This is a genomic window from Streptomyces sp. NBC_00247, assembly GCF_036188265.1.
Lineage (GTDB): Bacteria > Actinomycetota > Actinomycetes > Streptomycetales > Streptomycetaceae > Streptomyces.
This window is the reverse complement of sequence record NZ_CP108093.1, coordinates 1,569,368-1,588,292: the sequence shown is the minus strand read 5'-3', so window position 1 is coordinate 1,588,292 and position 18,925 is coordinate 1,569,368. Positions and strand designations below refer to the sequence as shown.

General features: G+C 71.2%; 19 protein-coding genes. 14 read left to right on the top strand and 5 right to left on the bottom strand.

What is annotated here, in order from left to right; all coding sequences use genetic code 11:
- Nucleotides 1-40 precede the first annotated feature (40 nt).
- Entirely contained in the window at nucleotides 41-610 is a 570-nt protein-coding gene (locus OHT52_RS06270) for a murein hydrolase activator EnvC family protein (RefSeq protein WP_328719145.1), read from the bottom strand.
- A gap of 383 nt (nucleotides 611-993) precedes the next feature.
- Here OHT52_RS06270 and rpsB point away from each other — a divergent pair, with 383 nt between their 5' ends.
- The 12 genes from rpsB to OHT52_RS06210 all read left to right on the top strand — a co-directional run bounded on the left by rpsB (nucleotide 994) and on the right by OHT52_RS06210 (nucleotide 12,990).
- Nucleotides 994-1,920: a 30S ribosomal protein S2 gene (gene rpsB / locus OHT52_RS06265; protein ID WP_328719144.1), complete on the top strand. Its 927-nt coding sequence runs from the start codon at nucleotides 994-996 to the stop codon at nucleotides 1,918-1,920.
- Nucleotides 1,921-2,022: 102 nt separating this feature from the next.
- Entirely contained in the window at nucleotides 2,023-2,859 is an 837-nt protein-coding gene (gene tsf / locus OHT52_RS06260) for a translation elongation factor Ts (protein WP_328719143.1), read from the top strand.
- A 161-nt stretch (nucleotides 2,860-3,020) separates the two neighbouring features.
- On the top strand, nucleotides 3,021-3,794 hold the full coding sequence (pyrH, locus tag OHT52_RS06255) for a UMP kinase (RefSeq protein WP_328719141.1): 774 nt from the start codon (nucleotides 3,021-3,023) through the stop codon (nucleotides 3,792-3,794).
- Between the two features lie 120 nt (nucleotides 3,795-3,914).
- On the top strand, nucleotides 3,915-4,472 hold the full coding sequence (frr, locus tag OHT52_RS06250; protein ID WP_275495954.1) for a ribosome recycling factor: 558 nt from the start codon (nucleotides 3,915-3,917) through the stop codon (nucleotides 4,470-4,472).
- Nucleotides 4,472-5,578, top strand: a complete 1,107-nt coding sequence (locus OHT52_RS06245; RefSeq protein ID WP_328719140.1) for a phosphatidate cytidylyltransferase — start codon at nucleotides 4,472-4,474, stop codon at nucleotides 5,576-5,578. Before frr ends, OHT52_RS06245 begins: the two co-directional genes overlap by 1 nt.
- Before the next feature lie 152 nt (nucleotides 5,579-5,730).
- The gene (gene rlmN, locus OHT52_RS06240) at nucleotides 5,731-6,837 is read left to right on the top strand and encodes a 23S rRNA (adenine(2503)-C(2))-methyltransferase RlmN (RefSeq protein ID WP_328719139.1); all 1,107 of its coding nucleotides are present in this window, start codon (nucleotides 5,731-5,733) and stop codon (nucleotides 6,835-6,837) included.
- Nucleotides 6,838-7,140: 303 nt separating this feature from the next.
- Nucleotides 7,141-8,235 (top strand): thiamine ABC transporter substrate-binding protein, encoded by a 1,095-nt coding sequence (locus OHT52_RS06235; protein ID WP_328719138.1) that lies wholly within the window; start codon nucleotides 7,141-7,143, stop codon nucleotides 8,233-8,235.
- An 85-nt stretch (nucleotides 8,236-8,320) separates the two neighbouring features.
- Entirely contained in the window at nucleotides 8,321-9,934 is a 1,614-nt protein-coding gene (locus OHT52_RS06230; RefSeq protein WP_328723634.1) for an ABC transporter permease, read from the top strand.
- A gap of 2 nt (nucleotides 9,935-9,936) precedes the next feature.
- On the top strand, nucleotides 9,937-10,968 hold the full coding sequence (locus OHT52_RS06225; protein ID WP_328719137.1) for an ABC transporter ATP-binding protein: 1,032 nt from the start codon (nucleotides 9,937-9,939) through the stop codon (nucleotides 10,966-10,968).
- A 69-nt stretch (nucleotides 10,969-11,037) separates the two neighbouring features.
- The gene (locus tag OHT52_RS06220; RefSeq protein WP_328723633.1) at nucleotides 11,038-11,445 is read left to right on the top strand and encodes a hypothetical protein; all 408 of its coding nucleotides are present in this window, start codon (nucleotides 11,038-11,040) and stop codon (nucleotides 11,443-11,445) included.
- A 70-nt stretch (nucleotides 11,446-11,515) separates the two neighbouring features.
- Nucleotides 11,516-12,409, top strand: coding sequence for an alpha/beta hydrolase family protein (locus OHT52_RS06215; protein WP_328719136.1), 894 nt, complete (start codon nucleotides 11,516-11,518; stop codon nucleotides 12,407-12,409).
- Nucleotides 12,410-12,537: 128 nt separating this feature from the next.
- The gene (locus OHT52_RS06210; protein ID WP_328719135.1) at nucleotides 12,538-12,990 is read left to right on the top strand and encodes an SRPBCC family protein; all 453 of its coding nucleotides are present in this window, start codon (nucleotides 12,538-12,540) and stop codon (nucleotides 12,988-12,990) included.
- A 47-nt stretch (nucleotides 12,991-13,037) separates the two neighbouring features.
- Here OHT52_RS06210 and OHT52_RS06205 read toward each other — a convergent pair whose 3' ends face one another.
- The 3 genes from OHT52_RS06205 to OHT52_RS06195 all read right to left on the bottom strand — a co-directional run bounded on the left by OHT52_RS06205 (nucleotide 13,038) and on the right by OHT52_RS06195 (nucleotide 15,700).
- A complete protein-coding gene (locus OHT52_RS06205; protein ID WP_328719134.1) occupies nucleotides 13,038-14,207 on the bottom strand; it encodes a hypothetical protein in 1,170 nt (389 codons plus the stop codon).
- On the bottom strand, nucleotides 14,189-14,926 hold the full coding sequence (locus OHT52_RS06200; protein WP_328719133.1) for an ABC transporter ATP-binding protein: 738 nt from the start codon (nucleotides 14,924-14,926) through the stop codon (nucleotides 14,189-14,191). Before OHT52_RS06200 ends, OHT52_RS06205 begins: the two co-directional genes overlap by 19 nt.
- Nucleotides 14,927-15,202: 276 nt before the next feature.
- Nucleotides 15,203-15,700, bottom strand: coding sequence for an Lrp/AsnC family transcriptional regulator (locus OHT52_RS06195; RefSeq protein WP_328719132.1), 498 nt, complete (start codon nucleotides 15,698-15,700; stop codon nucleotides 15,203-15,205).
- A 197-nt stretch (nucleotides 15,701-15,897) separates the two neighbouring features.
- Between OHT52_RS06195 and OHT52_RS06190 the strand changes: the two genes are divergently transcribed.
- On the top strand, nucleotides 15,898-17,337 hold the full coding sequence (locus OHT52_RS06190; RefSeq protein ID WP_328719131.1) for a gamma-aminobutyraldehyde dehydrogenase: 1,440 nt from the start codon (nucleotides 15,898-15,900) through the stop codon (nucleotides 17,335-17,337).
- A 123-nt stretch (nucleotides 17,338-17,460) separates the two neighbouring features.
- Entirely contained in the window at nucleotides 17,461-18,006 is a 546-nt protein-coding gene (locus tag OHT52_RS06185; RefSeq protein ID WP_328719130.1) for a hypothetical protein, read from the top strand.
- A 187-nt stretch (nucleotides 18,007-18,193) separates the two neighbouring features.
- Here OHT52_RS06185 and OHT52_RS06180 read toward each other — a convergent pair whose 3' ends face one another.
- A complete protein-coding gene (locus tag OHT52_RS06180; protein ID WP_328719129.1) occupies nucleotides 18,194-18,898 on the bottom strand; it encodes a glycerophosphodiester phosphodiesterase in 705 nt (234 codons plus the stop codon).
- Between the last annotated feature and the right edge of the window lie 27 nt (nucleotides 18,899-18,925).

Genomic DNA, 18,925 nt, shown 5'->3' with positions numbered 1-18,925 from the left:
GGGCGGGGGCCGCGACCGCCGGTCCGTCCCGGCCCACTCCTTACGGCGCATCCCCCGGCAGCGGGACGCCCGACACCGGCAGCAGCCGTGACGGGCCGCGCGTCAGCAGGGCGGGCGGCAGCAGCGAGAGCGGGTCCACATAGGTGTCGCCGCGCCGCACGCCCCAGTGGAGGCACCCCGACGGGCAGTGCGAAGGGCCCGGCTCCGTCACCGCCACCGGCGCGCCCGCCCGGACCTCGTCGCCGACGCGCACCAGCGAGCGAACGGGTTCGTACGTGGTGCGCAGCGGCGGATCGCCACTCTCCGCCAGCTCCACGGTGAGGACCCCGCGCCCGGCCACGCGGCCCGCGAACACGACGTGTCCGGCCCCGACCGCGCGGACCGGGGTGCCGGTGGGTGCGGCGAGGTCGACGCCCCGGTGGCCGGGCGCGTACGGGCCCGGCGGCGGCTCCCATCCCCTGACGACCACTGGCCGGCCCGCCAACGGCCAGCTCCGGGCGCCGTCGTCGCCGCCGGTCCCGGCCGGCGCCCGGAGAGCCCCGGCTCCGGCCGGGACCCAGCCCGGCGGCGGGGGCGCCGGAGCGCCCGCCGGGGCCAGGAGGCAGGTCACCAGAAGTGCGAGCAGGGGCAAGAGGACCGGGCCGGACCGGGCCGCCGCCCGCACCCGTGGCCGAAGCCGTGCCCGTGACGGGTATGTGGTCGCGCGTGTCCACCGCATGCCGCAACTCTCCCGCCGGAGGCCGTCTGCCGGGGGATCTTGGGCCCACCCTGTGGAGTACTCGCCGGTTGTGGACAACGCCGTCACCCGGCACGCGAAGGGTCCCGTACACTTCTTGTGGCGACCCGGGTGACCGGGTCGACTTCGCACGCCCCGCCACCTCCCTCTCAGCGGACGGTGGCCGCGCCTCTCGGTCCTTCGTGGCACGGCGCGTGGGGCGTCAGGCGCGACAGCAATCCTGCGGTCGCGGAACCGAGTACTTCAAGGAGATGGCCATGGCCGTCGTCACGATGCGGGAGCTGCTGGAGAGCGGCGTCCACTTCGGTCACCAGACCCGTCGCTGGAACCCGAAGATGAAGCGCTTCATCTTCACCGAGCGCAACGGCATCTACATCATCGACCTGCTCCAGTCGCTGTCGTACATCGACCGCGCCTACGAGTTCGTCAAGGAGACCGTCGCGCACGGCGGCTCCATCATGTTCGTGGGTACGAAGAAGCAGGCCCAGGAGGCCATCGCCGAGCAGGCGACGCGCGTCGGCATGCCGTACGTCAACCAGCGTTGGCTCGGTGGCATGCTCACCAACTTCTCCACCGTCTACAAGCGCCTTCAGCGTCTGAAGGAGCTTGAGGTCATCGACTTCGAGGACGTGGCCGCCTCCGGCCTCACCAAGAAGGAGCTCCTGGTCCTCTCGCGCGAGAAGGCCAAGCTGGAGAAGACCCTCGGTGGTATCCGCGAGATGCAGAAGGTGCCCAGCGCCGTCTGGATCGTCGACACCAAGAAGGAGCACATTGCCGTCGGTGAGGCGCGCAAGCTCCAGATCCCGGTCGTCGCGATCCTCGACACCAACTGCGACCCCGACGAGGTCGACTACAAGATTCCGGGCAACGACGACGCGATCCGCTCCGTCACCCTGCTCACCCGCGTGATCGCCGACGCCGTCGCCGAGGGCCTCATCGCCCGTTCCGGTGCCGCCACCGGTGACTCGAAGCCGGGCGAGAAGGCCGCCGGCGAGCCCCTCGCCGAGTGGGAGCGCGACCTGCTCGAGGGCGACAAGAAGGACGACGCCGAGGTCCAGGCCTCCGCCGAGACCGAGAAGGCCGCCGACGCCGAGCCGGCCGAGGCCGCCGCCGAGACCGCCGAGGTCGAGGCTGCCGCCGAGACCGCCGAGGTCGAGGCTGCCGCCGAGACCGAGCAGGCCTGACACCTCCGTCACGGCTGACTGACGGCGGGGGCCGGTGCCACGCGCACCGCCCCCGCCGTTCACCCGTAGATCTTTCAGACTTCGAGAGAGAAACCCAGACTCATGGCGAACTACACCGCCGCTGACGTCAAGAAGCTCCGCGAGCTCACCGGCGCCGGCATGATGGACTGCAAGAAGGCGCTCGACGAGGCCGACGGCAGTGTCGACAAGGCCGTCGAGGCGCTCCGTATCAAGGGTCAGAAGGGCGTCGCCAAGCGCGAGGGCCGTTCTGCCGAGAACGGTGCGGTCGTCTCGCTCATCTCCGACGACAAGACGTCCGGCGTTCTGCTCGAGCTGAAGTGCGAGACCGACTTCGTCGCCAAGAGCGAGAAGTTCCAGGCCGTCGCCAACACGCTCGCCGCGCACGTCGCCGCGACCTCCCCGGCCGACCTGGAGGCGCTGCTCGCCTCCGAGATCGAGGCCGGCAAGACCGTCCAGGCGTTCGTGGACGAGGCCAACGCCAACCTCGGCGAGAAGATCGTCCTGGACCGCTTCGCGCAGTTCACCGGCGGTTACGTGGCCGCGTACATGCACCGCACCATGCCCGACCTCCCGCCGCAGGTCGGCGTGCTCGTCGAGCTGGACAAGCCGAACGCCGAGGTCGCCAAGGACGTCGCGCAGCACATCGCCGCCTTCGCCCCGAAGTACCTCAGCCGCGACGAGGTCCCGGCCGAGACGGTCGAGAACGAGCGTCGTGTCGCCGAGGCCACCTCGCGCGAGGAGGGCAAGCCCGAGGCCGCCCTCCCGAAGATCGTCGAGGGTCGCGTCAACGGCTTCTTCAAGGACGTCGTCGTCGTGGAGCAGTCCTTCGCCAAGGACGCCAAGAAGTCGGTTCAGAAGGTTCTCGACGAGGCCGGTGTCTCCCTGCAGCGCTTCACGCGCATCAAGGTCGGCATCTGAGTCCCGTCCGCGAATGACGGTGGACCCGGGATAGGGTCTGATGCAGTCGTCGGCCGCACACCTGCCGAGCGACCGCAGATCTGACGAGGAGGCCATTGCCGCTGAGGGACACCAGACCCACCGGCAATGGCCTTCTTCGTATGTGCACGAGGAGAATTTCCATGGACAAGGGCGCGGACGCCAAACAGGTTGACCACAAGCGCGACGAGAAGGTGCCCGGACGCTTCATGCTGAAGCTCTCCGGTGAAGCGTTCGCCGGTGGCGGTGGACTCGGGGTCGATCCCGACGTCGTGCACGCCATCGCCCGCGAGATCGCCGCGGTGGTGCGCGACGGTGCGGAGATCGCCGTCGTCATCGGCGGCGGCAACTTCTTCCGCGGCGCCGAGCTCCAGCAGCGCGGCATGGACCGGGCCCGGTCCGACTACATGGGCATGCTCGGCACCGTGATGAACTGCCTGGCGCTCCAGGACTTCCTGGAGAAGGAGGGCATCGACTCGCGCGTACAGACCGCCATCACCATGGGCCAGGTCGCCGAGCCGTACATTCCCCTCCGTGCCGTGCGCCACCTGGAGAAGGGGCGCGTCGTGATCTTCGGCGCCGGCATGGGCATGCCGTACTTCTCCACCGACACCACCGCCGCCCAGCGGGCCCTGGAGATCGACGCCGAGGCGCTCCTGATGGGCAAGAACGGGGTCGACGGGGTCTACGACTCCGACCCGAAGAAGAACCCCGGCGCGGTGAAGTTCGACGCGCTGGAGTACAGCGAGGTGCTCGCCCGCGATCTGAAGGTCGCCGACGCCACCGCGATCACGCTCTGCCGCGACAACCGGCTCCCGATCCTGGTCTTCGAACTGACCACCGCGGGCAATATCGCCCGTGCCGTCAACGGTGAGAAGATCGGCACCCTCGTGAGTGACGAGAGCACCCGGGCCTGACGGCCCACGGATGGACAACGGCCTGCCGGTCGGACACCGTGCAGGTGAGGACGCGACGCAGGATCCGCAGGGCCCGGCGATGACGATGCCGGGCCCACTCAAGACACGCAGGAGCACGTGGTGATCGAAGAAATCCTCCTCGAGGCCGAGGAGAAGATGGAGAAGGCCGTAGTCGTGGCGAAAGAGGACTTCGCCGCGATCCGGACCGGCCGCGCGCACCCGGCGATGTTCAACAAGATCGTCGCCGACTACTACGGCGCGCTGACCCCGATCAACCAGCTGGCCTCGTTCTCGGTTCCCGAACCGCGGATGGCCGTGGTGACGCCGTTCGACAAGACCGCGCTGCGCAACGTCGAGCAGGCGATCCGCGACTCCGACCTGGGCGTCAACCCCAGCAACGACGGCAATATCATCCGAGTGGTCTTCCCGGAGCTCACCCAGGACCGCCGCAAGGAGTACATCAAGGTCGCCAAGACCAAGGCCGAGGACTCCAAGATCTCGATCCGCTCCATCCGCCGCAAGGCGAAGGAGGCGCTCGACAAGCTCGTCAAGGACAAGGAGTCCGGCGAGGACGAGGTGCGCCGCGCGGAGAAGGAGCTCGACGACACCACCGCGAAGTACGTCACGCAGGTGGACGAGCTGCTGAAGCACAAGGAAGCCGAGCTGCTCGAAGTCTGATGAACGACTCCTCCCTGGGCGCCCCGCAGGGTGCCGGCTACTGGGGCTCGTCCGAGATCGCGGCCGCTCCGGCGGGTCCTGCCCACGATGCGCACGGCGCCCAGCAGACTCGGCCCATGCCCATCGTGCCGGACACTCCCGACGCAGGTAGAGACGACGCAGACGACCACGACGGCCGGGACGGGGACGCCACGCACATCAGTGGCCCCCTGTTCCGCGACGAGGTGCCGCAGGCACCCGCACCCGCCCCGCGGACACCCGCGCCTGTCCCGCCCCCCGCTCCGCAGAAGAAGCGGGCGGGGCGTGACCTGCGGGCCGCCATAGGGGTCGGCGTGGGCCTCGGCGCCGTCGTCGTGGCCTCGCTGTTCGTCGTCAAGGCCGTCTTCGTCGGTGTCGTCGCCGTCGCCGTCGTCGTCGGCCTGTGGGAACTCACCTCCCGGCTGGACGAGCGGAAGTCGATCAAGGCTCCGCTCGTCCCGCTCGCGGTGGGCGGCGCCGCCATGGTCGTGGCCGGCTACGCGTGGGGCGCCGACGGCGCCTGGATCGCGATGGCGCTCACCTCGCTGGCCGTGCTCGTCTGGCGGATGACCGCGAAGCCGGAGGGATACCTGCGGGACGTCACGGCGGGTGTCTTCGCCGCGTTCTACGTGCCGTTCCTGGCGACGTTCGTCGCGCTGATGCTGGCCGCGGACGACGGCCCCTGGCGGGTGCTCACGTTCCTGCTGCTGACGGTGGTCAGTGACACCGGCGCGTACGCGGTCGGCTGGCGGTTCGGCAAGAACAAGCTCGCCCCGCGCATCAGCCCCGGAAAAACCCGTGAGGGTCTGTTCGGGGCCATCGCCTTCGCGATGGTGGGCGGCGCGCTGTGCGTGCAGTTCCTGATCGACGACGGCTCCTGGTGGCAAGGGCTCCTGCTGGGGCTCGCGGTCGCCGCCAGCGCCACCCTCGGCGACCTCGGCGAATCCATGATCAAGCGGGATCTCGGCATCAAGGACATGGGTACGTTGCTGCCCGGTCACGGCGGGATCATGGACCGGCTGGACTCGCTCCTGCCGACCGCCCCGGTCGTCTGGCTGCTGCTGGTGCTGTTCGTCGGCAGCGGCTGAGGCGATACGTTCCGGCTGAGGTGCTCCGAAGCCGGTCCCATCGGCCGGAATGTTCCCGCGCCACCCGCTCCACCTGCGTCTTCTTGCGTCAAGGGCCCGCTGTCCACAGGACGGCGGGCCCTTCCCGTCGCGTCTGCGACACTGGAAGAACCATGCCTAAGCCCGGAGAACTCACCTTTGTCGCGCCCCGCGGAGCCAAGAGGCCCCCGCGGCACCTCGCCGACCTCACGCCCGCCGAGCGCAAGGAGGCAGTCGCCGCGACCGGCGAGAAGCCGTTCCGCGCGCAGCAGCTCTCGCAGCACTACTTCGCGCGGTACGCGCACGACCCGGCCCAGTGGAACAACATCCCGGCCGGATCTCGGGAGAAGCTCGCCGAAGCGCTGTTCCCGGACCTCATGTCCGTGGTCCGGCACATCAGCTGCGACGACGACACCACCCGAAAGACGCTCTGGAAGCTGCACGACGGGACGCTCGTGGAGTCCGTCCTCATGCGCTACCCGGAGCGCGTGACGATGTGCATCTCCTCACAGGCCGGCTGCGGGATGAACTGCCCGTTCTGCGCCACCGGACAGGCGGGGCTGGACCGGAACCTCTCGACCGCCGAGATCGTGCACCAGATCGTGGACGGCATGCGGGCGCTGCGCGACGGCGAGGTGCCGGGCGGGCCCGCGCGTCTCTCCAACATCGTCTTCATGGGAATGGGCGAGCCGCTCGCCAACTACAACCGCGTCGTCGGCGCCATCCGCCGGCTGACCGACCCCGAGCCGGACGGCCTGGGCCTCTCGCAGCGCGGCATCACCGTCTCCACCGTGGGCCTGGTGCCCGCCATGCTGCGCTTCGCGGACGAGGGCTTCAAGTGCCGGCTCGCCGTCTCGCTGCACGCCCCGGACGACGAGCTCCGTGACACCCTCGTGCCCGTGAACACCCGCTGGAACGTCCGCGAGGTGCTCGACGCCGCATGGGAGTACGCGGAGAAGTCGGGCCGCCGGATCTCGATCGAGTACGCCCTGATCCGCGACATCAACGACCAGGCATGGCGCGGCGACCGGCTCGGCCGGCTGCTCAAGGGCAAGCGGGTGCACGTCAACCTGATCCCGCTCAACCCGACGCCCGGCTCGAAGTGGACGGCCTCCCGTCCCGAGGACGAGAAGGCTTTCGTGGACGCCATCGCGGCCCACGGCGTACCCGTCACGGTGCGTGACACCCGTGGCCAGGAGATCGACGGCGCCTGCGGGCAGCTGGCGGCCTCCGAGCGCTGAATCCACGGCGTGGGGGCGTTCTCCCCGGTCAGGCCGCCGTCGTCGGCCCGACCGGGGAAAGCCCCGTACAGGGGCCCGTGTAGCCTGGCCCCGCATTCAACTTCATATTCCGACAGGGGAGCGCCACAGCGCTGAGAGTGCGGCACCGGTGAGACGGATGGCCGCAGACCCTCTGAACCTCGCCCGGGTCATTCCGGGTAGGAAGTTCGGACCTTACTCAAGCTGTTGCGCCCTGCCCGCTTCCGGTTTCCGCCGAGGCGTGCGGGGCCGCGTCTCTTCCTGGTCACCTCCAGGAGGAACCACATGCACACCACGACGAAGTACGCGGCGACCGCGCTCGCCGCCGCACTCGGCGTCACCGCGCTCGCCGGCTGCGGGAGCTCCGACGACGACACGTCCGGCTCCGGCACCTCGAAGGGCAGCAAGACCGTCACCCTGGTCAGCCACGACTCCTTCAACGCGTCGCCCGACGTGCTCAAGGAGTTCACGAAGGAGACCGGCTACACGGTCAAGGTCCTCAAGAGCGGCGACGCCGGCGCGGCCCTCAACCAGGAGATCCTCACCAAGGGCTCCCCGCGCGGCGACGTCTTCTTCGGCGTGGACAACACGCTGCTCTCCCGCGCCCTCGACCAGGGCCTCTTCACCCCGTACGAGGCGAAGGGGCTGGACGCCGTCGCCGCCGACACCCGGCTCGACGCCAAGCACCGGGTCACCCCGGTCGACACCGGCGACATCTGCGTCAACTACGACAAGAAGTACTTCGCCGACAAGAAGCTGGACCCGCCGAACTCCTTCGCGGACCTGCTCAAGCCCGAGTACAAGAACCTTCTCGTCACCGAGAACGCCGCCACCTCCTCGCCCGGCCTCGGCTTCCTCCTCGGCACCGTCGCCGACTCCGGCGCCGACGGCTACCAGGACTACTGGAAGAAGCTGAAGGCCAACGGCGTCAAGGTCGTCGACGGCTGGGAGCAGGCCTACAACGAGGAGTTCTCGGGTTCGGCCGGCGGCAAGAAGGCGCATGCCGACCGCCCGCTCGTCGTCAGTTACGCCTCCAGCCCGCCGGTGGAGGTGTACTACGCCGACCCGCAGCCCACCGAGGCTCCCACCGGCGTCGCCACCGCGACCTGCTTCCGCCAGATCGAGTTCGCCGGACTGCTGGACGGGGCGAAGAACCAGGCGGGCGGCAAGGCGCTGCTGGACTTCCTGATCAGCAAGACGTTCCAGGAGGACATGCCGCTCCAGATGTTCGTCGACCCGGTCGTCAAGGGCACGAAGCTGCCGGAGGTCTACACCAAGTTCGGCACCACCGTGGACAAGCCGTTCACCGTGGACCCGGCGAAGATCGCCGCCAACCGCGAGCAGTGGGTCCAGGCGTGGTCCTCGATCGTCGTGAAGTGACGAAGGCGTGACGAAGACCGCGGGCCCCGCCGCGCGCCGCCGCACCACCGGCGGCGCGCGCTCCGCCCTGACGCGGCTCGGCCTGATGGCCGTGCCCGTCGCGTTCTTCGCGCTGTTCTTCGCGTACCCGGTCGCCGCGATCGTCGCCCGGGGGCTGAAGACCGAGGACGGCTGGCAGTTCGCGCGCTTCGGCGAGGTCCTCGGCCGCGCCGACCTGCTGGACGTCCTCTGGTTCACCACCTGGCAGGCGTTCGCGTCCACCGCGCTGACGCTGCTGATCGCCCTCCCCGGCGCCTACGTCTTCGCCCGCCTCGAATTCCCCGGCAAACAGATGCTGCGCGCGATCGTCACCGTGCCGTTCGTCCTGCCGACCGTCGTCGTCGGTACGGCGTTCCTCGCCCTGCTCGGACGCGGCGGACTGCTCGACGAACTCTGGGGCGTGCGTCTCGACACCACTGTCTGGGCGATCCTGCTGGCCCATGTCTTCTTCAACTACGCCGTGGTCGTGCGGACCGTCGGCGGCCTCTGGTCACAGCTCGACCCGCGCCAGGAGGAGGCCGCCAGGGTCCTCGGCGCGGGGCGGTTCGCCGCCTGGCGGCGGGTGACGCTGCCCGCGCTCGCCCCCGCGGTGGGCGCCGCCGCGCTGATGGTCTTCCTCTTCACGTTCACCTCGTTCGGTGTCGTGCAGATTCTCGGCGGTCCCGCCTACTCCACGCTGGAAGTGGAGATCTACCGGCAGACCGCGCAACTGCTCGACCTGCCCACGGCCGCCGTGCTGACCCTCGTCCAGTTCGTCGCAGTCGGCGCCATCCTGGCCGTGCACGCGCGTACGGTACGCCGCCGGGAAACCGCGCTGCGCCTCGTCGACCCCTCGCAGACCTCCCACCGCCCGCGCGGCGCCGGACAGTGGGCGCTCCTCGGCGGCCTCCTGCTGACCGTGCTGCTGCTGATCCTGCTGCCGCTCGGTGTGCTGGTGGAGCGGTCGTTCGACCAGCCGGGCGGCCACGGATTCGCCTACTACCGGGCCCTGGGTTCCGCCGAGGCGAGCGGTTCCACCTTCCTGGTCGCCCCGTTGGAGGCGATCGGGAACTCTCTCCAGTACGCCCTCGCCGCCACCGGCATCTCGCTCGTCGTCGGGGGACTCGCCGCCGCCGCGCTCACCCGCAGGGCGGGGCGGCTGGTGAGGGGCTTCGACGCGCTGCTCATGCTGCCGCTCGGCGTCTCCGCGGTGACCGTGGGCTTCGGCTTCCTGATCACGCTGGACGAACCGCCGCTCGACCTGCGCACCTCGTGGATCCTGGTGCCGCTCGCCCAGGCGCTGGTGGGCGTCCCCTTCGTCGTACGGACCATGCTTCCGGTCCTGCGGGCGGTGGACGCCCGGCTGCGGGAGGCGGCGGCGGTCCTCGGTGCTTCGCCGCTGCGGGCCTGGCGGGAGGTCGACCTTCCGCTGGTGCGCCGGGCGCTGCTGGTCGCCGCCGGTTTCGCCTTCGCCGTCTCGCTCGGTGAGTTCGGCGCCACCGTCTTCATCGCCCGTCCCGACCGCCCGACCCTGCCGGTCGCCGTCGCGCGGCTGCTGGGCCGTTCCGGGGATCTCAACTACGGCCAGGCGATGGCCCTCAGCACGATCCTGATGCTGGTGTGCGCCGTCTCCCTGCTGCTCCTCGAACGCATCCGTACCGACCGATCCGGGGAGTTCTGACCATGCTGGAGCTGGAGACGGCGACGGTCCGTTTCGGCGGACGAGCGGTGCTGGACGCGGTGGACCTCTCGGTCACCGACCACGAGATCGTCTGCGTGCTCGGCCCGAGCGGCAGCGGGAAGTCCACCCTGCTGCGCGTCGTCGCCGGGCTCCAGCCGCTCGACGGCGGCCGGGTGTTCCTCGGCGGCGCCGACCAGGCGGGCGTCCCGGTCCACCGGCGGGGCCTCGGGCTGATGTTCCAGGACCACCAGCTCTTCCCGCACCGGGACGTGGCCGCCAACGTCGCGTTCGGGCTGCGGATGCGCGGGGTGGACCGGAGCGCCCAGCGGGCGAGGGTCGCCGAACTCCTCGATCTGGTGGGCCTCTCCGGGGCCGGCCCCCGGGCCGTCGCGGGACTGTCCGGCGGTGAGCAGCAGCGGGTGGCGCTCGCCCGCGCCCTCGCGCCCAGCCCCCGACTACTGATGCTGGACGAACCGCTCGGCCAGCTCGACCGGGGGCTGCGCGAGCGCCTCGTCGTCGAACTCCGTTCGCTCTTCACGGACCTGGGCACGACGGTGCTCGCCGTCACCCACGACCAGGGCGAGGCCTTCGCGCTCGCCGACCGGGTCGTGGTGATGCGGGACGGCCGGATCGCCCAGGCCGGCACCCCGCTGGAGGTCTGGCAGCGCCCCGCCTCCGCCTTCGTCGCCCGCTTCCTCGGGTTCGACAACGTGGTCGGGGCGACCGTGACCGGCACGGCCGCCCGTACCCCGTGGGGCGAGGTGCCCGTACCGGAGGGATCGCCGCAGGGCCACTGCGACCTGCTGGTACGGCCCGCGGGCGTGCGGATCGGCGCTCCGCGGGACGGTCTGCGGTGCACGGCCGGAGCGCGTACGTTCCGGGGCGACCGGGTCGCCGTACGGCTGACCCCCGAGCACGGTCCGGTCGTGGAGGCCGAGTGCGCGCTCGCCGACACCCCGGCCGAGGGCGCGGTCGTGGGAGTCACCTTCGACGCGTCGGGCACGGTGGTCCTGGCGGCCGAAGCGGAGTCCTGACCGTCCCCGAGTCCTGACCGTTCGTCCCCGAGCCGATAGCCTCCCCGCAGGGGGGTTGCGGTGGAACGAATGGTCTTCGAGTGCCTCACGTACCGGGCCGAGTGCCAGGACTGCGGCGCCGAGACGACGTGCTCGGGTGTTCAGGCACTCGTGGGCGGCTCCCTGACCTGGGACACGGAGATCAGCTGCCCGTCCTGCGGGTTGGCGCTCGCCGATCGCGGCGGTGACCTGCCCGCGGAACTGCGGGACCGCCTGCTGGCCGAGCACGGTGCGGCGCGGCTGACAGTGGATCCGGCGGCGAGCGAGGCCGTGGCCATGCGCGTGCTGAGGACCGTACTCGGCCTCGCACTGGCCGACGTCACGTCCGTGTTCCACGAGGTCGTCGCGGGCCGGTACGTGGGCACGATGCCCGAGATGGAGCGCCTGGCCCGCGGACTGCGGGCCGCCGGGGTCGATGCCGTGGCCGCCCGGACGTGAGCGGCGATCCGCCGCCGGGCGGGGGCGCGCCCCCGTGGAGGCCGGCCGGGTGGTGACTACGCTGCCGCGCATGACGACCCCGCAGCCGGCCGAGCCGCGCATATCCGTCCTGTACGACGACTCCCGCCGCGATCTGCGCGACGACTCCGCACCCCGCCCGGTACGGCTCTACGCGTGGGAGCCGGTCCGCAGGGTCACCGACGCGGGGCCGCTGGTCGTGGTGTCGCACGGAACAGGTGGTTCCGGCAGTGCGATGAACTGGCTGGTACGCCCGCTGGTAGGCGCGGGATTCCGTGTGATCGCGCTCGACCACCACGGCAACAACTTCGTCGACGGATACGAGCCCGAGGGCTTCCTCCTCGGCTGGGAACGCGCCCGGGACGTCACCTTCGCACTCGACGCGCTGGCCGCCCGGGGGCCCCTGGGGCCGGTGGGTGCGGCCGGGTTCTCGTTCGGTGGCTACACCGCCGGCGCACTCGCCGGGGCGCGGGTCGACCGGGACCTGGTGGCGGCCATGCTCGACGGGAAGGTGCCGGAGCCGTTGATCCCGGAGTTCCCCGCCCTGATCGCGGCCCTGCGGAAGAAGCGGTCGGCCGAGGAGCTGGCGGCGGCCGTCCAGGACTCCGGGGCGAACGTGTCCGACCCTCGCGTGCGGGCCGTCTTCCAGGTGGCGCCCGGCCTGGGTTCGCTGGTGACGCCCCAGAGCCTGGCGGCGATCCGGATTCCGGTGGAGATCCACTGGGGCGGGGCCGACACCATCACCCCGTACGCGGAGGACACCGCGCCGTATCTGGCACACGTTCCCGGGATCACCGGGGTCTGCGCCGGTCCGGGTGTCCGGCACGAGGACTTCTTCGAGCACGTGGAGGGCGACGAGGACGCACGGAAACGGACCGGCGCGGGTGCCGCCGCGTTCTTCCTGCGGCACCTCACCGGGCCCACTTTGGGCGGCCCGGACTCCTGACCGCCGCCGCGACAGCCCGGACCGGTCGGCGCAAGCTGGGAACGGGCCCGGAAGCCGCCGACCGGAGAGCGGGCCCCACCGGGACCGGAAACGGCCCCCGGCCCCGGCAAAGGAGACTGACGCGGATCATGAGCCACTCAGCACGCGAGGGCATCGACATCACCCGCGTACTCGACGCCCCCAGGCAGCGTGTCTTCCGGGCATGGACCGATCCCGAGGACTTCGCGGCCTGGTACGGCGGCGACGCGGAGGTTCCGCTCGACCGGATGTCCATGGACGTACGCCCCGGGGGCAGCTGGAGCCTGGTGCTGGTGGTGCCCGGCACCGAGATGCCGTTCCACGGGACGTACCTCGAAGTCGCGGACCCGGAGCGGATCGTCTTCACGCTCCAGGACGCCACCGCGTCCGAGGACGCGGGCGAGACGGTGACCGCCATCTTCCGCGAGCGGCCGGGCTCCACCACCGAGCTGGTCTTCCAGCAGCGCGGCGGCCATCTCACGCCCGAGCAGTACGCCGCAGCCGAGGACGGCTGGGAGGCCTTCTTCGACGCTCTCGCCGCGCGTCTGGCCGCGCGTCCCTGAGGTCCGCTCCTCGCCGGGACCCGGCGAGGAGCGGGACCCCTGTGTCCTCAGCCCGACAGGGGGAGGGCCGCCAGCTGGGCGATGGCCCAGGTCAGCGGCGCGAACACCAGCACCAGCACCACCGCCCGCAGCGCGGTCGCGGACCGCAGGACGGACGCGTGGGCGCCCATCCGGTGCAGGGTCTCCGCGTTCCGTGCCCTGTCCTGCCTCGCCTCGATCGCCGAGGTCAGCAGGGAGGCCGTCGTGCAGCCCAGCACCAGGACCGCCCCGAGCGCGGTGAGCGGCCCGTACGGGCGAGCCCCCGGTTGGTACAGCGCCATCGCCGCGACGGCGCCCGAAACCACGGCGCACACGATGCCGAGCGGCCGGCCGATGCGGCGGGCCTCGTCCATCAGGACCCGGCCCGCCAGCAGCCGCACGGCCCCCGGTCGTGCCGACTGGAGCAGCCGGCCGCAGAGGTGGGTGAGGCCGGGCCCGGCGAGAGCCAGGCCGGTCGCGGTGAGGACCCAGCCCGCCAGCACCCCGGCCGGGGTTGAGTCGAGCCGGCCGGGCAGCGGGAAGGGGCTGCCCCCCGATCCCCGGCTCGCGTACGCCTCCACCGCCAGCCCGGCGGCGGCGAGCGCCACACCCCAGGGCAGGCCGGCCGGAGCCGGAACGGGGGAGGGGGGCTCCTCCGCCGCGAACGGTTCGTCCCGGACCGGGGCCGTGGGCCGGGACCGCAGGGCCAGCGCGCTCGCCACGGACGCCGATACGGGAACGAGCGCCAGCAGCACCAGAGCGGCGGCGAGCGGCAGCGGGGTACCGGCGCCCAGGAACGCCGCCGCGCCGCCGTCGAAGGGGAGTCCCGTCAGATCGCCGCGCAGATGCAGGAAGAAGAGCAGGGCCACCATCGAGCCGAGGGTGGTGGCGACCGCCGTGGAGACCGCGGCGAGCACCGACAGCCGGATGGGCCCGAGGCCGAGGGAGGAGAGGCCGGTCCGCGGCCGGGTGCTCGGGTCGGTCCGGGCCACCGCGACGGCGAACTGCACGGTGGCCGCCAGAGGTACCGAGCACCACAGCAGGCGCAGGACCGAGCCCGCCGCCTGGGCCGGGTGCCCGGCGGCGTGGCCGAGCGTGCTCAGCAGCAGGAAGCCCACCCCGGCGGACGCGGAGGCGACCAGCAGCCGCCTCACCTGGACGAGGGGATGGGAGCCGCGGGCTAGACGGAGAGCGAGCACGCCGAGCGGCCTTCCGTATCGGCTCCGGCGGGCAGTTTGACGGTGGCGACCCGGCGGCCGTCCAGCATCGGGACCGTACGGTCGGCGAGTGCGGCGATCTCCGCGTCGTGGGTGGCGATCACCACGGTGATGTCGTGCGAACGCGCCGCCGCCGTGAGGGTCCGCAGCAGCTGGTCGCGGTCGGCACCGTGCAGGGTCGCGGTCGGCTCGTCCGCGAAGATCACGGAGGGGGAGGCGGTGAGGGCGCGCGCCACCGAGATCCGCTGACGCTGGATCTGGAGCAGCGCGTGCGGCCGCTTCTTGGCGAGCGGCCCGATGTCCATGCGCTCCAGCCACTCCATGGCGGCCTTCTTGGCGGCGCGGTGGGAGGTGCCGCGCAGCAGCAGCGGCAGCGCCGCGTTCTCCCAGGCGCTCAGCTCGGGGACGAGCTGCGGGTCGGAGGCGATCCAGCCGAACCGGTCGCGGCGCAGCTGCTCGCGCATGCGGGGGCCCATGGTGTGGACCGGCACACTGTTGAACCACACCTCGCCCTGCTGCGGCACCAGTTGACCCGAGAGGCAGTGCAGCAGAGTGGATTTGCCGCTGCCGCGCGGCCCGGTCACGGCGAGGATCTCGCCTTCGCGGACACCGAGCGAGACACCGCTGAGGCCCGGCGATCCATTGTGGGAGTGATGCAGGGAGCGTGCCCAGATCACGTCGTTGTCCGGCGGGGCCACCATGGCGTACACCTCGGTTCAGGTCAGTTTCCCGTTCCCTCGTACGGGGGAACGAAGACGCGGCCGATCGGTCACTGGGCACGGTAGGGAGTCGTGCCGAGGTGTGCGAACAGCACGCGGCCCGGACGAGTCCGTTCTCACTCGAACGGGTGCATTCGGGTCGAGGTGGCCACAGAGGGCGGGTCGGTGTGCAAGAGCTTTCGGGGCGTGGCTCGGGCCTCTGTCAGGACGGTCCGGAGGAGACCTTCGGTCCCGTCGAAGGAGGACGGAGGTCCTTGCTCACGGCTGTCGGGTTCCCCGCGTGTACGTCCGCTTCTTGAGCTTGAGACAGATGAAGCTCTCGGTGGAACGCACGCCGGGAATGGTCCGTATACGGGTGCCGATCGTCTCCAGGAGGTGGTCGTCGTCCTCGCAGACGATCTCCACCATCAGGTCGAACGACCCGGCGGTCATCGCCACGTACGCGCACTCGTCCATCGCCGTCAGCGCTTCGGCGACCGGTTCGACATCACCGGCCACACGGACGCCGACCATCGCCCGCCGGCGGAATCCCACGGCCAGCGGGTCGGTCACGGCGGCGATCCGCATGACGCCCTGGTCGAGCAGTCTCTGTACGCGCTGGCGCACGGCGGCCTCGGAGAGGCCCACGGTCTTGCCGATGGCCCCGTACGGCCTGCGCCCGTCCTCCTGGAGCTGTTCGATGATCGCCAGGGACACGGCATCGACCGCCGGGGTCGATCCGTTCCCGGTCCGGGACTCCGCGCTACGACTGGCCACGGGCATCACTGTGCACCGCGACCGAGGGAGGTGCAAGCATCCATCGATGGAATTCGTTGTCCTGGTACCGGAGTTCGACTGAATCCGCACATGGTGGCGGTGAGGCATGTCGAGAGCGTCTGTGCGCCCGTGGGTGCGCCGTAGGCTGGCCAGGAGACACCGGCCGACGAAGAGACCGACGAGAAGGAGGGGTGGCTGTGACCACCGAGGTGCGCCGACTGCGCAACTACATCGACGGGGAATTCCGGGACGCCGCGGACGGGCGGACCATCGACGTGGTCAACCCGGCCACGGAGGAGGTCTACGCGACGTCGCCGCTCTCCGGGCCGGCGGACGTCGACGCCGCCATGGCCGCCGCCGCCGCGGCGTTCCCGGGGTGGCGCGACACCACGCCCGCCGAGCGGCAGAAGGCCCTGCTCAAGATCGCCGACGCGTTCGAGGAGCACGCGGAGGAGCTGATCGCGGCGGAGTCGGAGAACACCGGCAAGCCGCTGGCGCTCACCCGAAGCGAGGAGGTCCCCCCGATGGTGGATCAGATCCGCTTCTTCGCGGGTGCCGCCCGCATGCTGGAGGGGCGCTCCGCCGGTGAGTACATGGAGGGCCTCACCTCGATCGTGCGGCGCGAACCGGTCGGTGTCTGCGCCCAGGTCGCGCCGTGGAACTACCCGATGATGATGGCGGTCTGGAAGTTCGCCCCCGCTCTGGCCGCGGGGAACACCGTCGTCCTGAAGCCGTCGGACACCACTCCCGCGTCGACCGTCCTGATCGCCGGGATCATCGGCGAGATCCTCCCCACCGGTGTCTTCAACGTCATCTGCGGCGACCGCGAGACCGGGCGCGCGATGGTGGAACACCCCACCCCCGCGATGGCCTCGATCACCGGTTCCGTCCGGGCCGGCACGCAGGTCGCCGCTTCGGCGGCCAAGGACGTCAAGCGCGTCCACCTGGAACTCGGCGGCAAGGCGCCCGTCGTGGTCTTCGAGGACGTGGACATCGACAAGGCGGTGGCCGGGATCTCCGAGGCGGGCTACTTCAACGCCGGCCAGGACTGTACGGCGGCGACCCGGGTGCTGGTGCACGAATCGGTGCACGACGCGTTCGTCGCGGCCCTGGCGGCAGTGGCCAAGGAGACGAAGACGGGCCTGCCGGACGACGAGGACGTGCTCTACGGCCCCCTCAACAACGCAGGCCAGCTCGCCCAGGTCAGCGGTTTCATCGACCGCCTCCCGGCGCACGCCACCGTCGAGGCGGGTGGCCACCGGGTCGGCGACAGGGGCTACTTCTGGGCGCCGACCGTCGTCTCCGGCCTTCGCCAGGACGACGAGATCATCCAGAACGAGGTCTTCGGCCCCGTCATCACCGTGCAGTCCTTCACCGACGAGGCCCAGGCCCTGGAGTTCGCCAACGGCGTCGAGTACGCCCTCGCCTCCTCGGTGTGGACCAAGGACCACGCCCGCGCGATGCGGATGTCCAGGAGTCTCGACTTCGGCTGCGTCTGGATCAACACCCACATCCCGCTGGTCGCCGAGATGCCGCACGGCGGGTTCAAGAAGTCCGGCTACGGCAAGGACCTCTCGGGATACGGCTTCGAGGACTACACCCGGATCAAGCACGTCATGACCTCGCTCGAAGGCTGACCGGCGCCGCGCGGCTCCCCGACGGCCCCCGGTCACCCGGGGGCCGTTCGGCGTCTCCGGGGTGCGGGACAGGCCGGCCGGGGCCCTTTTGAACGTGTTCATAAAAGGCGTAGAGTGCGGGGCATGAGCGAACGGGCCCTGTTGCGGCGCATACGCGTGTGGTTGGTCTTCTTCATCGTCTGCCTGGTGCTGAGCGGGCTCACCGCCTTCCCGCTCGTGCACGAACTCCGCTGGACCGAGGAGCTGCTGTCCTCCTCCGCGTCACCGGTCCCCGAGCACCTGCCCGCTCTCATGGAGTGGATCACCCGGGTGCGCGCCGGGCTCGACGACGCCGACGCGCGCCACCCCTTCGTGCTGTACGGGACCGACTGGCTCGCCTTCGCCCATCTCGTCATCGCCGTGGCGTTCTACGGGCCCTACCGCGATCCGGTCCGCAACATCTGGGTCGTGGAGTTCGGCATGATCGCCTGCGCCGGCATCCTGCCCCTCGCCCTGATCTGCGGGCCGCTGAGGGGTATTCCGTTCTGGTGGACGGTCATCGACATGTCGTTCGGCGTCTTCGGAGTGGTTCCGCTGCTCGTGGTGCGGCGGATGATCAAGAGGCTGGAGGTGGCGGGGAGTACCGCCGGCGGGCCGTCTTTCCGGCAGGCGCCCGCTCCGGCGGGGTGAGGAGCCGACCCGGTCCCTCGGTGGTTCAGTGCGCGGACGGGGGACCGTACGCCGCCACGATGACGCCCCGGTCCGTGGGGTTCAGCTCCTGGCGGAAGTGCGTGAGCCGTCCGAAGCCAGGTCCGCGCGGCGGCGGACCCGGCGGTCATGGTGCCGGACGACGGCCGGCCGGGACGTCCCGCAGAGGTCAGCTGCCCGTGCTGGAGGCGGAGTCGGTGAGCAGGCGGCGCAGCGCGTCGATCCGGTTGGTGGTGATCGAGTCGACGCCGTGGGAGACCAGCCGCCGCATGGTGCGCCCGGTGTCGGCCGTCCAGGCGGAGACGAGCAGGCCGTCCCGGTGTACGCGGTCCGCGAGGTCCCGCGTCACCAGCCCGAACCGGTAGTTCAGCCAGCGCGGGCCGATCGCCGCGAGGAGTTCGGGGCGCGGCGGGGCGAGGGTCGTCCAGGTCAGGGCGATCTCGGCCGAGGGGTCGTTGGCGCGTACCCGCAGCATCGCGTCGGGTCCGGCGCAGTAGTAGGCGCGCTCACCCGCCCCGCACTCGCGCACCGTGCCCACGATCGTCCGCACGGAGGCGTCGGTGGAGCCGGGCAGGTCCACCATCACCCGGTGCGGGCCGGCCGCGGCCAGCGCCTCGCGCAGGGTCGGCACCCCGCCGCCGGTCCGCTCCGTCAACTCGGCGTGGTCGAGGGCGTCCAGTCGGCGGTCGATGCCCCAGAGCCGTTCCAGCGTGGCGTCGTGGAGCAGTACGGGGACCCCGTCCCGGGTCACCCGGACGTCGATCTCGACCGCGGCCGCCCCCCGTTCGAGGGCGGACCGGATCGAGGGCAGGGTGTTCTCACGGACGCGGTAGGGATCTCCGCGATGCCCCACGGCGGTGACGGTGCGTGTCATGGGGCCATTGTTGCCTTCGGGACGGCC

Coding starts and splice junctions, on each gene's coding strand:
- rpsB (WP_328719144.1), top strand. CDS start 994: ATGGCCGTCGTCACGATGCGGGAGCTGCTGGAGAGCGGCGTCCACTTC.
- tsf (WP_328719143.1), top strand. CDS start 2,023: ATGGCGAACTACACCGCCGCTGACGTCAAGAAGCTCCGCGAGCTCACC.
- pyrH (WP_328719141.1), top strand. CDS start 3,021: ATGGACAAGGGCGCGGACGCCAAACAGGTTGACCACAAGCGCGACGAG.
- OHT52_RS06245 (WP_328719140.1), top strand. CDS start 4,472: ATGAACGACTCCTCCCTGGGCGCCCCGCAGGGTGCCGGCTACTGGGGC.
- rlmN (WP_328719139.1), top strand. CDS start 5,731: ATGCCTAAGCCCGGAGAACTCACCTTTGTCGCGCCCCGCGGAGCCAAG.
- OHT52_RS06235 (WP_328719138.1), top strand. CDS start 7,141: ATGCACACCACGACGAAGTACGCGGCGACCGCGCTCGCCGCCGCACTC.
- OHT52_RS06230 (WP_328723634.1), top strand. CDS start 8,321: ATGGCCGTGCCCGTCGCGTTCTTCGCGCTGTTCTTCGCGTACCCGGTC.
- OHT52_RS06225 (WP_328719137.1), top strand. CDS start 9,937: ATGCTGGAGCTGGAGACGGCGACGGTCCGTTTCGGCGGACGAGCGGTG.
- OHT52_RS06220 (WP_328723633.1), top strand. CDS start 11,038: ATGGTCTTCGAGTGCCTCACGTACCGGGCCGAGTGCCAGGACTGCGGC.
- OHT52_RS06215 (WP_328719136.1), top strand. CDS start 11,516: ATGACGACCCCGCAGCCGGCCGAGCCGCGCATATCCGTCCTGTACGAC.
- OHT52_RS06210 (WP_328719135.1), top strand. CDS start 12,538: ATGAGCCACTCAGCACGCGAGGGCATCGACATCACCCGCGTACTCGAC.
- OHT52_RS06200 (WP_328719133.1), bottom strand. CDS start 14,926: ATGGTGGCCCCGCCGGACAACGACGTGATCTGGGCACGCTCCCTGCAT.
- OHT52_RS06185 (WP_328719130.1), top strand. CDS start 17,461: ATGAGCGAACGGGCCCTGTTGCGGCGCATACGCGTGTGGTTGGTCTTC.
- OHT52_RS06180 (WP_328719129.1), bottom strand. CDS start 18,898: ATGACACGCACCGTCACCGCCGTGGGGCATCGCGGAGATCCCTACCGC.